This is a genomic window from Salinimicrobium soli (genome assembly GCF_048323655.1).
GTDB lineage: Bacteria > Bacteroidota > Bacteroidia > Flavobacteriales > Flavobacteriaceae > Salinimicrobium > Salinimicrobium soli.
This window is the reverse complement of the sequence record NZ_JBLUWW010000006.1, coordinates 153870-169198: the sequence shown is the minus strand read 5'-3', so window position 1 is coordinate 169198 and position 15329 is coordinate 153870. Positions and strand designations below refer to the sequence as shown.

Below are 15329 nucleotides of genomic sequence, written 5' to 3'. Positions count from 1 at the left end.
CTATTTTTCGAGGATCTTCTGAAGGTCTGGCTGAAAATAATTCGGCCCTTTTAAGACCTTTCCGTCTTCACGGTAGACCGGTTTCCCATCGGCTCCCAACTTACTCATGTTGCTGCGCTGAATTTCAGTAAAAACCTCTTCTATTTTATGTTGCATCCCGTGTTCGAGAATGGTTCCGCAGAGAATATACAGCATGTCACCCAGTGCATCGGCTACTTCCACCAGATCATCATTTTCTGCAGCCTGAAGGTATTCCTCGTTTTCCTCTTTCATAAGGTTGTAACGCAATCTATTCTTATCTTCTCCAAGGTTAGCGGTTGGAGTAGTTTTGACTCCCAGCCCAAATGCCTGGTGAAACTCACGAACAGCTTCTAATCTTTTTTTCATCTTAAAACTTTAACTTCGCATAAAAATATACAAATGTTTAGTACCGGACAGCTGATTTTTGCGGGATTGTTCTTTGTGGCCTTCGTAGGGGTTATCATCTTTAGTTACAGGAAAGACTTACGCCTTCACCAAAAATATTACAAAGGCACTATTTATATCCTATTTGGTTTTATACTTTTTATCGCTTTTCTGTTTGTGCTAAAGACATTTTTAAAGAATTAAAAATCCCCTTTTTGGAAAATAAAAAAACCGCCACTCCTTTCGGAATGGCGGTTTTGCTTTAGAAGCTTAGTTTCTAGTTTTCTACCGGTAAAAAGTGGTAGTTTTCAGAGTAGTTCAACATTTGCTCCTCAAAAGAAAGGGGTTGAACAACCTTAATTGCAGTGATCTCTCCATTTTCATCCATTTCAGGAACCAGTACAGGATTGACAAATCCGCTGTAAGGAGCAGAAGTGAACTGCTCATTTCTTTTCAACACTTCCTTGTGGATATCCTGGTCTACTTTTACTCCGTAGTTTTCAACAAGATTTTTAGCAGCCTCATAATCTCCTTCAGATTTGATCCTTTGGGTCTCTTTCAATAACTGACCAAACAGATCTCTTAGGGCTGCATAATCGGTGATATTGAAATAGGTTTTTCCATCCCTGGTAACCTTCTCAATAATGCCTTTATCACGGCCTTGTTCAAATACCCAGGCACTCACCCACTGACGGTTTCTCATATGGGCTTCTTCAATATCTGCTCCCGGTTCAAGGCGGATAAGCTGCATCATCAATCCATTTCGAATATATCCATCATAAGCAGCTTTCCCTACTTTTTCGTGATCATCTACCAATCCGAGCTCTTCCAGTTTTGGGTCCATTAAGTAATACAGACCAACAAGATCTGCTCTTCCTTCTTCTAAGGTAGAAGCATAACTTTTTAATGTTTCTTTGGTCTCCCCAACTCCAGGATTCAGTTGTCCCGAAGCGTGACCAACCACTTCGTGTAAAGCCGTGTGTAATTTATCTGCTAATACACCATATTCTTCTTCCAGTGCGATCTCTTCCTCATCATGAGCAAACTCCTGAAGCCTTCCGGTGCTACCGGCGTTGTTATAGGAATTGATAATATTTCCAAGAGAAACAGATTTACTTCCGTGAGCTTTTCTAATCCAGTTCGAGTTTGGCAGGTTCACGCCGATAGGCGTGCTTGGCGAAGCATCACCGGCTTCTCCGGCTACAATAACTGTTTTATAAGTTACGCCAACCACTTCCTTCTTTTTGTGCTCTTCCATCAGCGGTGCGTTATCTTCAAACCACTGTACATTTTCTTCAAGTACCTGCATCTTTTTGCTCATGTCAAAATCCTTAATCTGAACAATGGTTTCATAAGAACCTCTATATCCTAGCGGATCATTATAAACTTCTATGAAACTGTTGATGTAGTCAATATCTCCTTCAGTAGCTTCAACCCAGGCGATGTTGTAATCATCCCAGGTTTGAAGGTCTCCTGTTCTGTAATATTTTATCAAAAGACCAAGGGCATTTGCCTGTTCTTCATTTTCTGCAACTCCTTTAGCTTTTTCCAGCCAGTATATGATCTTGTCAATAGCACTGCCGTACATGCCTCCGCTCTTCCATACTTTTTCAACAAGCTGTCCATTTTCCTTTACCAGTTTTGAATTCAATCCAAAGGCAAGAGGTTTCGTTGGATCCGGACTTTGTTTTTTAGCGTAGAATGCAGCAACCTCGTCAGCAGTGATATTATCACCATAGAAATTAACAGCAGATCCTTCAACAAGTCCTTTAGACTCATCAAGGTTCACTTTTTTGCTATCCTTATTATTAAAGATCACTTCATAAGCTTCTCCGGAAAGTTCAGTATCGGTTTCGGCAAGCAGCATATCAAAATAATCCTTGCTGAAGGCAGGCTTCAACTTGTCCATAGAATAGTGGTGGTGAATTCCGTTAGAGAACCACACACGCTTTAAATAGGTCTCGAAGTTCTTCCAATCTTCGGTAGATTTATCTCCTTCGTAGTTGGTGTAGATGTTTTCGAGGGCTTCCCTTATTTTCAAGTTATGTTTGTAGTTCTGGTCCCAAATGATATCGCGACCGCTTAATCCCGCCTGTGTTAGGTAATAGACCAGTTTTTGTTCCTTCAAGCTCAGATTTTCCCAGCCCGGGATCTGGTAACGTAAAACCCTGACATCGGCGAATTCATCTGCGGTATAATCGAATTCATCAGTCTGGACATTTTCTGTTTGGGCCGGTTTGTCAACAGCGGCTTCCCCGCACGAGAAAATGAGGGTTGATGCCAACATTAGCATCAATAAAAATTTAATTTTCATGGGTAAGGTATTAATTGTTCATATTGAAGTTCGAAATGCTCCTCAGGCTCTGATTAATATTGATCTTCACCTGAATGGAATTCATTTCTGAATGAATAGCAAATGTAAGAAACATCGTGCAAATTAACTATATTAGCGTATTATTCAACCAACCCTTCTACAGACCATGAAAATTATAAAGTATCTTCTTTTCCTGATCTTAATCCTGATTATTGCCGGCTCCATTTACATTGCTACCAAAGATGGCGATTATTCGGTAGAAAGTAACCAGATAATTAATGCGCCTGCACCAATGTTGTACAGGGAAATAGCCGATCTTTCCAACTGGCAAACCTGGGAAGGCTGGTCTGAAGTTGAGGGAATTGAAATGAACCTGTCTGATAAAACGGTGGGAGAAGGTGCTGAGTTGAATTGGAAAGCTGATGAAATAAGAGATGGAAAGATCACAACGGTTTCTGCAATTCCATATTCTCAATTAGACCAACAATTAATAATGAAGACAAGCCTGGGCCAGGCAGAAGGTATTATTCACTGGACCATACGTCCAGAAGAAAAGCAAACCCTGGTAAGCTGGAAAATGGCCGGAACGTTGACTTTTAAGGAAAAATTAGCGTTCGCGCTGCAGGACAGAGATATGGCCGAGATCTTCAAGCCTATCTTTGAAAGCAGTCTTAAAAATATTGAAGAGAACGTAACCCGTAAAATGGAGGAGTACTCTATTAACGTGGATGGTGTTACTGAGCATGGAGGCGGATATTATATGTACACTACAACCGCTGCACGTTTTGGCGAGGTAAATTCCAAAGCAGCCAATATGATCGAGCAGGTGAGCATATATATGGAAAAGAACAACATTTCCATAAGCGGGCAGCCTTTTGTGATCTACAATCAGCGGGATGAACGCAACGGAACAACTATTTTTTCAGCGGCAGTTCCAACTCCCAGCCAGGTCATCACGCCTTCCGGCAGCGAAGTTCTGAACGGATATTTGCAACCTCAAAAGGTGGTGAAGACCACTCTCAAAGGAAATCATAAAAATGCTTCGGAAGCCTGGGAAAGGACCTACAGGTATATCGAAGAAAATGGTCTTGAAGTAAATCCACAGGGACAACCATTTGAGATGTACATTACCGATCCTGACGAAGTCGACAATCCGGCATTATGGATCACTGAAATCTATATTCCGGTAAAATAATGAAACAGCTGTTGCTGGTATTTTTGGGAGGTGGAACGGGAAGCGTTTTAAGGTTTTTAATCTCGCGCAGCCTGAACAGGGCTGAAGTGTTGCCTTTGGGTACGTTTACCGTTAACATTCTCGGAAGTTTACTTATCGGGTTGGTTCTTGGACTTGCTTATCGCCACAACTTCTTTTCCACAAATGCCGTCCTATTACTTGCCACCGGATTCTGTGGCGGATTCACTACTTTTTCTGCCCTGGCCTATGAGAACCAGATCTTTTTGAAGAACGGTGATTTTCTTAGTTTCGGAATCTACGTGGTTTCTACAGTAGCAGTAGGAATAGCTGCAATCTATGCTGGCATCTGGCTTTCACGTTACGTGGCAGCTTTTTAAAAATTCCTTTTTTAAGAGCGGCTAGTCGTAATACCGGGAATCACCAAGGTATTTCCTGATCAATTCATTGTATTCCGGCGTAAGTTTGAGTCCCAATGTTCCGGGAATCTCGTATAATTCGTCCATATCTTTATAGCCATTCTTAAGCATTTCCTCCAGGTAAAAAAGAGCGGTTGGAAAATCATTATCCTGCGCACTGAGAGTTATAATATCTTTATAAGCCTCATAATTGTGCGGATTATAGATCGTGGCTATAAGATTGGCGATCATTTTAGAATCGACAGAATAACCTTTTTGCTTCTCCATTTCGTCACGGAAGGAATTGGCCACTTCAGCAACAAAACCTTTCAGGCGCTCAGCCATCTTACCTTCGGCCCCACCCACCTTTGAAATAGAATCCAGCCTTATCTTTTGATAGTTCCACCAACCAAGATTTTCTAAATTTCGGGTAAGAATGTCATCTTCCATGTAATAGGAAAAGTCATCCATGAGTCGCATCTCCTTTTCCACCACATCTTCATATTCCCTTTTTTGAGAAATATAATTCCTTGATTTTCTCAAGGAGTTCAGCCTCTCCTCCACCCGGGACAGATCATGAAGATCTTTATATTTATCCAGCATGGTTTCCAGAAGTTCATGTGCCTTTAAAAGTTTGACATTACTCATAAGTTTGTCCACTCGGGAAAGATCTTCTTCAAAGAGTTTATCTATAAGCTGTTGATCAACAAGGCGGAGTTCTTTTTTCATTGCTTCCAGGGTCAAAGAACCCACCACACTTGAAATGATCTCAGATTCGGGCCAGTCTCCCCCACCTTCATAAGTATAGACCTCTACCGGATATTTTTGGGCACCTAACTGCCTGGCGGTATAATATATTCCTGCGGAAGCAAAATTCTCATCTCCGGTAACTCCGATAAAGCAGAAGTCTTTTTTCTTGTCTAAAAGGTCAAATTTGATCCATTCGTTCCCGACTGCAATCACTCCAAGTATATTTTTGAAAAGCACCGGAACAGTACTGGCTACTCTCCCTCCTTCATTGGAACCGGCTGCAGAGATCTGATTAAGATCAAAAGGCAATGCTCCCGCCGTGCCCAAAACTAATCTGGAAGCGACTTCCAGATTCTCCTTCAGGGGTTGCTCTTCAGAAACAGCATTCGAGGAAACCAGCAGGTAACCCTGCTCTTCAGCGGCATTCTTGAATAGTTGAGCCGTAGCTCTTCCTCTGCCCTTTCCGTCGAAAAGAAATAACACCGGCCACTTCTTATCCGGCTGAAAGTTCGTCGGAAGGTAGAGCGCATAAGTTTCAGAAAGGGAGTCGGAAACTTTCAGGGAATCCACTACCAGTCCTTTTTTAACGGTATATTCCTGGGCGGCAACCTGTAAGCTCAGAAACAGAAAGAATAGAAGTTTTCTCATGGAATTAATTTAAGAAATTTCCCATTAATACTCCTTCCGAATTTTCAGCCCCAAAAAAGGCAAAAAACCTTCACTTTAGGGCATTAAAAAAGCCTTACAAAATGTAAGGCTTAAGAATATAAACTGGAATATGAAACTATGCTTGTTTCACATTTACTGCATTTACACCTTTTCTACCTTCTTCAAGGTCAAAAGTAACTTCGTCATCCTGTCTGATCTCATCAACCAATCCATTAGCGTGTACGAAATACTCTTCATTCGATTCTTCGTCTTTTATAAATCCGTAACCTTTTGATTCATTAAAGAACTTAACAATACCTTTATTCATTATATAAATTTAAATTGGAGGCGAAGGTACAACTATAAAACTTATAACCAACTATAAATCAATAAATTATTATTTAAAGGAAGGTTTGTTAATTCAGAAATGCGATGTGAATCCCCTGTATCAGCATATTAACTCCAATAATGGCGATAATTAATCCCATGATTTTTTCCACTACCACTATCTTATTTGCTCCAATATAGCGCACAAGATACTCGCTGGAGAGAAAAGCAAGGTGATTTAACCACATTACCACGGCAAACATGACAAGAATGATCCCGAGTTCCAGGTATGTAGCATTAGTTGTAAAGTTCATTGCGGTAACAATCGTACCGGGACCGGCCAGAATAGGAATCCCGAGTGGGGAAATTGAAATACCTTCATTGAAGTTCACCTCAGCCTGGTTATCAATACTCGACACCTGCGCCCTTATCATCTCGAAACCAACAAAAAATACCAGAATCCCACCCGTTATCTTAAAGGCAGGGATGGTAAGACCAAAGAAGTCAAAAATGTATTTTCCAAGGATAATAAATCCAGATACTATTACAAAGGCAGTAAAAGTCGCTTTTTTGGAGATCGTCTTACGCGTTGGCCTGTCTGCCTGCCTGGTAAGGCTCAGAAAAATAGGCACATTCCCAACCGGATTATTAATAGCAATAAACCCCGTAAATACTGCAATGGCAAAAACCCCGATGCTTTCCATTTCCAATCCTGCTTTAGCTAAGGGGGTAAAAGTATTTAAAATTAAGTTCCTGCAAAAATTCCTCGGAAATCTTTCATTTTTGACACCTCTTCGGAAGAATTCTTCTTCCATTTTGAGACTTCTTTAACGTTGCTGCAGGACCAATTTTTGTACATTTTGCTCAGAGCAAATCATGTGGTATGAAAAGCTATAACGAGAAGAGAGATTTCACCAAAACCCGGGAGCCAAAAGATGAACCTTCAAAAAAGAAGAATGAAAAACCCATTTTTGTGATCCAGAAACACGACGCCACCAATTTGCATTATGACTTCAGATTGGAAATAGATAACACTCTAAAATCCTGGTCAGTTCCCAAGGGCCCCAGTACCGATCCTTCTGTTAAGCGAATGGCTATTCCTACTGAAGATCATCCTATCGCGTATGCCAATTTTGAAGGAACTATTCCGCAGGGAGAATATGGAGGAGGCACGGTAATGATCTGGGATAAAGGGACGATAGAAAGCAATAAAAAAGACAAAGAGGGAAATATTATTTCGCTCGAAGAAAGTTATAACGAAGGAAGTATTGAGGTCACCCTTCACGGCAAGAAGCTGAAAGGCGGGTACAACCTTATTGAGATGAAAGGGGGAAAAATGAAAGGGAACTGGCTTCTCATGAAACAGCATGATGAGGAAGCCGATGCACGACGAAATCCCGTAAGCACCCAATCCAAAAGTGTAGTTAGCGGCCGTAGTTTAAAGGAAATAGAAAAAGAGGAAGGTCAGGAATCAACAGAGAAAGAATAATGGAAATTGCCGGCGTTGAAATAACACATCCCGATAAGATCATTTTTCCGCAGAAGAAGATCACAAAAGGAGAGATGGCTGAATACTATGACAGGATCGCAGATCACATGCTGCCATATATGAAGGACCGGCCTCTCACCCTCCAACGATTTCCAGGCGGAATTGATGAGAGCGGATTTTACCAAAAAAGCATTTCCGATTATTTTCCTGATTACATAAAAACAGTGGAAGTCAAAACTGAAGAAGGCAGTAACACGCAGATCATCTGCAATGACAAAAAGACCCTTCTTTACCTTGTCAACCAGGGAACCGTAACATTTCATCTCTGGCTTAGCCGAAAAGACAAATTGCGACAACCCGATAAAGTAATATTTGATCTCGATCCTTCCGAAGAAGACTTCGGAAAGGTAAAAGAAGCCGCCAAAGTGGTAAGAAATTATCTCAAAAAGCAGAAAAAAGAACCGGAAGTGATGACCACCGGGCAAAGTGGCCTTCATTTGTATTACGATATCAGGCGGGGAAAGGACTTTGACGAAGTAAAAAAAGAAGCCCGTAAAGTGGCTGAAGAAGTCACTAAACTGCGGCCCGATCTGCTCACAACAAACCTTCGAAAAGATCAGCGGCAAGGAAAGATCTTCGTAGATTACCTTCGAAATGCCTATGCGCAAACGGCAGTTTGCCCCTATTCCCTAAGGGCGAATGAGGAAGCCGGGATTGCAACTCCAATTCAATGGGAAGAACTTACCAGATTGGAAAGTGCAGATTTTTATAATATTGAGAATATTTTCAGAAGACTGGGACAAAAAACAGTAGAACCTAAATAAAAGATCATGAAGAAAATCAGCCCCGAACAGGCCACAGAAGAAATGAACAAAAAAGCTGAAAAGCTTAAGGAAAAAGACCTGGAAAAGGTACTACACAAGCAGGAGAAGATTGAAGATAAGATCAGGAGTAATGATTCTATTAAGGCTTATATACACAAAGCAAAGAGTATGTTCGCCTTGTTAAAGGATTACTGGACCGGGGAATACAAAGAAGTGCCGTGGAAAACCATCGCAGCTGTGGGAGGAGCCTTACTTTACGTTTGGATGCCTCTGGATTTGATCCCCGACTTTATTCCTATCGCTGGTTTTCTGGATGATGCCGGTGTGATCGCTGCCTGTCTCACCCTCGTAAATGACGACCTGGTCACTTATGAAAAGTGGAAAGTGCTTCAAAACAAGACGGAGGAAGAGGAATCTTAAATACCTTCCAAAAAGGGCATTTTTGACACCTCTTATTGTTTGATTGTTTTGTACCTCTTTTAGAAATAAAAAACCTCACAGGTCTTGAAGACCTGTGAGGTTTAATTTATATGGTGAATTAGATCCCGATTCGGCTGCGCCTCTCGGGATAAGCGATTCGCACAACTTTACGTAAAAGCTGTAAAGTTGGCTCTCTGCTTACATGTTCCTTCTATACTGCCCGCCGACTTCAAAAAGCGCGGTTGTGATCTGCCCTAAAGAGCACACTTTTGTTGCCTCCATTAAGACTTCAAAGATATTCTCGTTATGAACCGCTGCGGCTTTTACCTTGTCAAGAGTCTCTTTCTCCAACTCTTTCTTGGCTTCATGCAGGTCATTGAGGGTTTTGATCTGGTTTTGTTTTTCCTCCTCGGTAGCCCTGATAACTTCTCCAGGGGTAACCGTTGGAGAACCTGTTGAGCTCAGGAAAGTATTTACTCCAATAATCGGATATTCCCCGTTATGTTTCAACGTCTCATAATACAGGCTTTCCTCCTGGATCTTACTTCGCTGGTACATAGTTTCCATTGCACCTAAGACTCCGCCCCTCTCGGTAATACGATCGAATTCCTGAAGTACAGCTTCCTCTACAAGATCTGTAAGTTCTTCAATAATAAATGATCCTTGGATAGGATTCTCATTTTTGGCAAGCCCCAATTCTTTGTTGATGATCAATTGGATTGCCATCGCCCTTCTTACCGAAGCTTCTGTAGGCGTCGTGATCGCCTCATCATAAGCATTGGTGTGCAACGAGTTACAGTTATCGTAGATGGCATAAAGCGCCTGCAGTGTAGTTCGAATATCGTTGAAATCGATCTCCTGTGCGTGTAGCGACCTTCCGGAAGTCTGGATGTGATACTTTAGCATCTGTGCCCGCGGATTCGCCCCATATTTATATTTAAGAGCTTTAGACCAGATCTTTCGTGCCACTCTTCCTATCACCGCGTATTCCGGATCAATTCCGTTAGAGAAGAAGAAAGACAGGTTTGGACCAAATTCATTGATATCCATGCCACGGCTCAGGTAGTATTCCACGTAGGTGAAACCGTTTGCCAGGGTGAGAGCCAGCTGAGTGATCGGGTTTGCGCCTGCTTCGGCAATATGGTATCCGGAAATTGATACCGAATAGAAGTTGCGAACATTTTCTTTAATAAAATATTCCTGCACGTCGCCCATCAGTCGCAACGCGAATTCTGTAGAAAAGATACAGGTGTTCTGAGCCTGGTCTTCCTTCAGAATATCGGCCTGCACGGTTCCCCGCACCTGGCTTAAAGTTCTTTTCTTGATATCTTCATAGACGTTCTTCGGAAGCACCTGGTCTCCGGTTACTCCAAGCAACATCAAACCAAGACCGTTATTTCCTTCCGGAAGTTCGCCACGATATTTTGGCTGGTCCACACCTTTATCGGCATAGATCTTTTTGATCTTTTCCTGCACCTCCTGCTCCATACCGTTCTCCTTGATATATTTCTCACACTGCTGATCTATCGCAGCATTCATGAAAAATCCGAGTAACATTGGCGCGGGACCGTTGATGGTCATACTTACCGAGGTCATAGGATCGGCCAGATCAAAACCTGAATACAATTTCTTCGCATCATCAAGGCAGCAGATAGAAACCCCTGAGTTCCCAATCTTTCCGTAGATATCGGGACGATGATCGGGATCATTTCCGTAGAGGGTAACCGAATCGAAGGCTGTTGAAAGTCGCTTGGCCGGCAAGCCCATACTCACGTAATGGAAACGACGGTTTGTCCTCTCGGGCGAACCTTCACCCGCGAACATTCTGGTTGGATCTTCTCCCTGTCTTTTGAAAGGATAAAGCCCGGCAGTATATGGGAATTCTCCCGGCACGTTCTCCTGAAGACACCAGTGTAAAATGTCACCCCAGGCAGAATATTTTGGCAACGCCACCTTAGCGATCTGGGTGTGAGAAAGAGATTCTGTGTGGGTTTTGATCTTGATCTCCTTACCGCGCACCTTAAAGCTGTAAATAGGTTGCCTGTATTTGTTCACCTTCTCGTCCCATCCGGTAATGATCTCCCAGTTGTAAGGATCTAGATCCATCTTCACCTTGTCAAATTCCTTTTTAAGAAGATTTACCAGGTCTTCATTTTCTGCGGAAGTTGAATTCTGAAGGCTCTCCTCTTCGATTCCGAACTGGTTCAACTGCAATTTCACTCCTGTAACCGATTCCAAAGTTTTGTAGATCCCGTAAAGTCTTTGAGCTACCTCAGCCTGGGCTGAAGCCTTTTCATCGTAAGAGCGGTTATTTTCTGCTATTTCTGAAAGGTATCGCGTTCTGCTTGGCGGAATCACAAATACCTTTTCACTCATTTCTTCAGTAATATGGAAATCTGATTTAAAATCGGAACCTGTTTTTTCATCGATCTTGTCCATGATCTGCCGGTACAGCGTATTCATCCCGGGATCGTTGAACTGCGAAGCTATGGTTCCAAAAACCGGAAGTTTGTCTACATTTTCATGCCACAGTCCGTGGTTGCGCTGGTACTGCTTCTTCACATCCCTTAGCGCATCCAAAGCTCCTCTTTTGTCAAATTTGTTGATAGCTACCAGGTCGGCAAAATCGAGCATGTCGATCTTTTCCAGCTGGGTAGCTGCTCCAAATTCGGGAGTCATAACGTATAAAGAAACATCAGAATGTTCCAGGATCTCTGTATCTGACTGTCCAATTCCGGAAGTCTCCAAAATAATCAGGTCGTAATCTGCAGCTTTTAAAACCTCAATAGCTTCAGCTACATATTTGGAAAGGGCAAGATTTGATTGTCGTGTCGCCAATGATCTCATGTAAACCCTCGGATTATTGATCGAATTCATCCGGATACGGTCTCCTAAAAGGGCACCGCCGGTCTTCCTTTTTGAGGGATCTACAGAAATGATCCCAATGGTCTTTTCAGGAAAATCGATCAAAAACCTGCGTACGAGTTCGTCAACCAAAGAGGATTTTCCCGCCCCACCGGTTCCGGTGATTCCCAAGACTGGAATCTGGCTTTTCTTATTGTCTTCATGTATCTTCTGAAGGGTATCTTTTGCAACTTCCGGGAAATTTTCCGCAGCCGAGATCACTCGCGCGATAGCTCCGGGTTCTTTTTCAGAAAGATGATCCACTTCCCCGTTCAGGTTTTGACCAATAGGGTAATCAGATTTTTCAACCAGATCGTTGATCATTCCCTGCAAACCGAGCTCTCTTCCGTCATCGGGAGAATAGATGCGGGTGATTCCGTAATCCTCCAGTTCTTTGATCTCTTCGGGAAGGATCACTCCGCCACCGCCACCAAAGATCTTGATGTGACCTGCGCCTTTTTCCTGCAACAGGTCATACATATACTTGAAATATTCGGTATGCCCGCCCTGGTAAGAGGTCATGGCAATGGCGTTGGCATCTTCCTGTATCGCGCAGTTCACCACCTCTTCCACACTGCGGTCGTGCCCCAGGTGGATCACTTCAACGCCGGTGGACTGGATGATACGACGCATGATATTTATAGCCGCATCATGCCCGTCAAAAAGGGAAGCTGCGGTAACAATTCTAACTTTATTCTTGGGTTTATAAGGAGTTTGTTGTTCCATGTTCTTTCGAAAACGTTTTAGGGACCGCAATTTACGAATTTAGGAAGGAACTGTGCATATTTTACTATTTATTCAAAATGTCCCCTTTTTCAGCCATTATTCGGAAAAAGACCATCAATTTCAGGATAACTTTTGTTTAAGAATTTCTTCCTTCTGAATTCGATACCTTTGGAAAAACCCCTGATTATGAAAAAAATTTACCTTCTCCTCCTGTTGCCACTCTTTTTCGGTTGCGCTGAATTGCAACAGATAGCAGACAACCTTCCGCAGGAAGGCGGTTATATTTCAAACGCTGAAGTTGCGGCCGGGCTAAGACAGGCATTAGATAAAGGTATTGACCAGCAGGTTTCAAAACTGGCGCAGGAAAACGGCTTTTTCAGCAATGAACTGGTGCGGATCACTTTGCCTCCCGAACTTCAGAAAGTAGATAAAGCCTTGCGCGACGTCGGACTCAATTCCCTGGCCGATGAAGGTTTGAAGGTTTTGAACCGTGCCGCCGAAGATGCCGTTAAAGAAGCCACACCTATTTTTGTCAATGCCGTGAAGGAGATCACGTTCAATGATGCTAGAAATATTTTACTTGGAGAAGATACAGCGGCCACCGCTTATCTTTCTCAGAAGACCAGCGATCCTTTATACGCCAAATTTAATCCGGTAATCACTAATTCTCTTGATGAAGTGGGCGCGACACAAGTATGGTCAAATATTATTCAGCGCTACAACCAACTTCCATTAACTTCGAATGTGAACCCTGATCTACCCGATTATGTAACTAAAGAAGCTCTAAAAGGCGTTTTTACGATGATCGCGGTAGAGGAAAAAGAGATCAGAAATAACTTTGCTGCACGAACTACAGATCTCCTAAAAAGAGTGTTTGCGCTACAGGACTAAAAATGAGATTTTTAGAGGTTATTGACAATGTTAAATCTTCACAATTCTGCTGATACCCTACGATTGATCCAATAATTCTAAAGTTTTTAACAATACAGGTGCTTCAGAAGAGCATTTTTAAAACAAGCTTAACTACTGGTTAGCAATTATTCGAGAAACAGCTGGATATATTTGTAGAAAGAAGCAATAAATATGTTCAGACTATTTGAACCAAGATCTACCTTAGAGAAGCTTCAGGAAAAGTATACTTTCCTGATGCGGCGGTCGTATGAGCTGGCCTTGATCGACAAAGATAGAAGTGACCTGCTCAACGACAAAGCATGCAAGATCATGCAAGAGATCAGGCGAATGGAGAAAAATCAGGAGGCCAGAACTTCTGACTGAAGTTTCCGGAAGTAGCCGAAAGCTTTCTGCAACCTGGAGCCATACCAGCTAAAAAATTCACCATCCACAATGTGGATGCGATCCTTCCTCACCTCAATTCCCAACTCCTCTTTATCTTTATCTTTAAACGGAAATGGTTCCGTAGACAGCAGTATCAAATCTGCCTCTTTGACCTCATCTATCGAAACTTCAGGATAGCGCGAATCCTCATTTTCAAAAATATTTCTGAAGTTGTTCAGGCCCATTAAATGATCAACGAAAGTATCTTTTCCTACTGCCATCCAAGGATTCTTCCAGATCATATAAGCCACCTTTTTCTCAGGTTTCCCTTCCATAAATTTCAGAAAATCCTTTCTCTGATCGTCGATATCGCGCACTATTTCTGACGCTTTCTCGCGGGTTTCAAAGATCTCCCCATACTCCCTTATGAGTTCCAGTGAATCATCTATTGTCTTGATATCAGATACATGCACCGGAGCAATTTTTTCAAGTTCATAGACTATCTCAGGAGTATTTTCTTCTTTGTTACACAGGATAATGTCTGGTCCAAGCTCAGCAATCTTATCAGCATTTACCTGCTTGGTACCGCCAACTACTTGTTTCTGTTTCTTTAGATCAGGAGGATGAACGCAGAACTTGGTCACACCACAAATGGCATTTTCCAGCTGAAGGTCTACGAGCAACTCCGTCTGGCTGGGAACCAGTGAAACGATCCTTTTAGGTGGATTTTCAATAGTTAATTCCCGGTCAAGCTGATCAACAAAAGTTCTCATCTTTCTGATTTTTAGCTATTTACTTAATATACCAAGAAAATCTGAAAGAAGGAAGAAAGTAGGTAGCTATCTACAGGAAACCGGCCATCTGTTGCTGCAGGTCTTTGGCCACTTCGGCAGCTTTTTCAGCAAAATCCTTTTCTTTAGAGGCATACAAAACACCTCTGGATGAATTTATAAGCAGCCCCACATTTCCATTCATTCCATATTTGCAGACCTCTTCAAGACTTCCGCCCTGTGCACCCACTCCGGGCACCAGCAGGAAATTTTCTGGAATGATCTTTCTAATATCTGCCAGGAACTCTGCTTTGGTAGCACCCACCACGTACATTAAATTTTGAGCGTTCTTCCAGGTTTTGGATACCTCCAGTACTTTTTTGTACAGTTCCTCACCATCCATCTTTTGGGTCTGAAAATCAAAAGCGCCCTGGTTCGAAGTTAAAGCCAACAGAATGGTGTGTTTATCTTTGTATTCCAAAAATGGCTCTACGGAATCCCTACCCATATATGGCGCCACGGTAACCGAATCAAAATTCAGGTCCTCAAAAAAGGCTTTTGCGTACATGCCTGAGGTATTTCCGATATCTCCACGTTTAGCATCGGCAATAGTAAAGATCTCAGGATGTTTTTCATTCAGATAATCGATGGTTTTCCCCAAAGCTTTCAGCCCGTTGATCCCATAGGCTTCGTAGAAAGCCAGATTAGGCTTATAAGCAACGGCAAGGTGATGGGTGGCATCGATGATGGCTTTATTAAAGGCAAAGATCGGATCTTCCTCCTCCAGGAGGTGTTGCGGAATTTTCTCAAGGTCCACATCCAGACCAATGCACAAGAAAGACTTCTTACGCTTTATTTCTTTTACCAGGTGTTGAGTTGTCATGAGG

At 42.4% G+C, this 15329-nt stretch carries 15 protein-coding genes; 7 read left to right on the top strand and 8 right to left on the bottom strand.

The features are described from left to right. Positions 1-387 carry a pyrophosphohydrolase domain-containing protein gene (locus ACNORC_RS14425; protein ID WP_418336374.1) on the bottom strand — a complete coding sequence of 129 codons (387 nt, stop codon included), beginning with the start codon at positions 385-387 and terminating at the stop codon, positions 1-3. A 295-nt stretch (positions 388-682) separates the two neighbouring features. Then, positions 683-2719: a dipeptidyl-peptidase 3 family protein gene (locus tag ACNORC_RS14420; RefSeq protein WP_418336373.1), complete on the bottom strand. Its 2037-nt coding sequence runs from the start codon at positions 2717-2719 to the stop codon at positions 683-685. Between the two features lie 166 nt (positions 2720-2885). Between ACNORC_RS14420 and ACNORC_RS14415 the strand changes: the two genes are divergently transcribed. Both ACNORC_RS14415 and crcB read left to right on the top strand, forming a co-directional pair. Beyond that, on the top strand, positions 2886-3914 hold the full coding sequence (locus tag ACNORC_RS14415; RefSeq protein WP_418336372.1) for a GyrI-like domain-containing protein: 1029 nt from the start codon (positions 2886-2888) through the stop codon (positions 3912-3914). Beyond that, complete coding sequence (gene crcB, locus ACNORC_RS14410; protein ID WP_418336371.1) at positions 3914-4291, top strand: fluoride efflux transporter CrcB; 378 nt, start codon at positions 3914-3916, stop codon at positions 4289-4291. The genes ACNORC_RS14415 and crcB overlap by 1 nt, the downstream gene beginning before the upstream one ends. 21 nt (positions 4292-4312) lie before the next feature. Here crcB and ACNORC_RS14405 read toward each other — a convergent pair whose 3' ends face one another. The 3 genes from ACNORC_RS14405 to ACNORC_RS14395 form a co-directional block, all read right to left on the bottom strand. After that, positions 4313-5707, bottom strand: a complete 1395-nt coding sequence (locus ACNORC_RS14405) for a hypothetical protein (RefSeq protein ID WP_418336370.1) — start codon at positions 5705-5707, stop codon at positions 4313-4315. A gap of 136 nt (positions 5708-5843) precedes the next feature. Beyond that, positions 5844-6035 (bottom strand): cold-shock protein, encoded by a 192-nt coding sequence (locus ACNORC_RS14400; RefSeq protein ID WP_418336369.1) that lies wholly within the window; start codon positions 6033-6035, stop codon positions 5844-5846. A gap of 88 nt (positions 6036-6123) precedes the next feature. Then, entirely contained in the window at positions 6124-6738 is a 615-nt protein-coding gene (locus tag ACNORC_RS14395; protein ID WP_418336368.1) for a MarC family protein, read from the bottom strand. Between the two features lie 179 nt (positions 6739-6917). On the opposite strand from ACNORC_RS14395, the gene ACNORC_RS14390 reads away from it, so the two are divergent. From ACNORC_RS14390 to ACNORC_RS14380, 3 genes are read left to right on the top strand one after another with little or no spacing between them, the layout of a single operon-like run. Next, positions 6918-7523: a DNA polymerase ligase N-terminal domain-containing protein gene (locus tag ACNORC_RS14390; RefSeq protein ID WP_418336367.1), complete on the top strand. Its 606-nt coding sequence runs from the start codon at positions 6918-6920 to the stop codon at positions 7521-7523. Further along, a complete protein-coding gene (gene ligD, locus ACNORC_RS14385; RefSeq protein WP_418336366.1) occupies positions 7523-8347 on the top strand; it encodes a non-homologous end-joining DNA ligase in 825 nt (274 codons plus the stop codon). The genes ACNORC_RS14390 and ligD overlap by 1 nt, the downstream gene beginning before the upstream one ends. 6 nt (positions 8348-8353) lie before the next feature. After that, entirely contained in the window at positions 8354-8767 is a 414-nt protein-coding gene (locus ACNORC_RS14380; RefSeq protein WP_418336365.1) for a YkvA family protein, read from the top strand. Positions 8768-8965: 198 nt separating this feature from the next. Here the strand turns inward: ACNORC_RS14380 and ACNORC_RS14375 are convergent, their stop codons facing one another. Further along, complete coding sequence (locus ACNORC_RS14375) at positions 8966-12397, bottom strand: methylmalonyl-CoA mutase family protein (RefSeq protein ID WP_418336364.1); 3432 nt, start codon at positions 12395-12397, stop codon at positions 8966-8968. Between the two features lie 186 nt (positions 12398-12583). On the opposite strand from ACNORC_RS14375, the gene ACNORC_RS14370 reads away from it, so the two are divergent. Both ACNORC_RS14370 and ACNORC_RS14365 read left to right on the top strand, forming a co-directional pair. Further along, the gene (locus ACNORC_RS14370; protein ID WP_418336363.1) at positions 12584-13288 is read left to right on the top strand and encodes a DUF4197 domain-containing protein; all 705 of its coding nucleotides are present in this window, start codon (positions 12584-12586) and stop codon (positions 13286-13288) included. Positions 13289-13480: 192 nt separating this feature from the next. Continuing rightward, complete coding sequence (locus tag ACNORC_RS14365; protein ID WP_418336362.1) at positions 13481-13672, top strand: Lacal_2735 family protein; 192 nt, start codon at positions 13481-13483, stop codon at positions 13670-13672. On the opposite strand, the gene ACNORC_RS14360 is transcribed toward ACNORC_RS14365, so the two are convergent. After that, the gene (locus ACNORC_RS14360; RefSeq protein ID WP_418336361.1) at positions 13648-14445 is read right to left on the bottom strand and encodes an ABC transporter substrate-binding protein; all 798 of its coding nucleotides are present in this window, start codon (positions 14443-14445) and stop codon (positions 13648-13650) included. The two genes, ACNORC_RS14365 and ACNORC_RS14360, sit on opposite strands and share 25 nt — an antisense overlap. 70 nt (positions 14446-14515) lie before the next feature. Continuing rightward, complete coding sequence (gene pyrF / locus ACNORC_RS14355) at positions 14516-15325, bottom strand: orotidine-5'-phosphate decarboxylase (protein ID WP_418336360.1); 810 nt, start codon at positions 15323-15325, stop codon at positions 14516-14518. Positions 15326-15329: the final 4 nt, after the last annotated feature.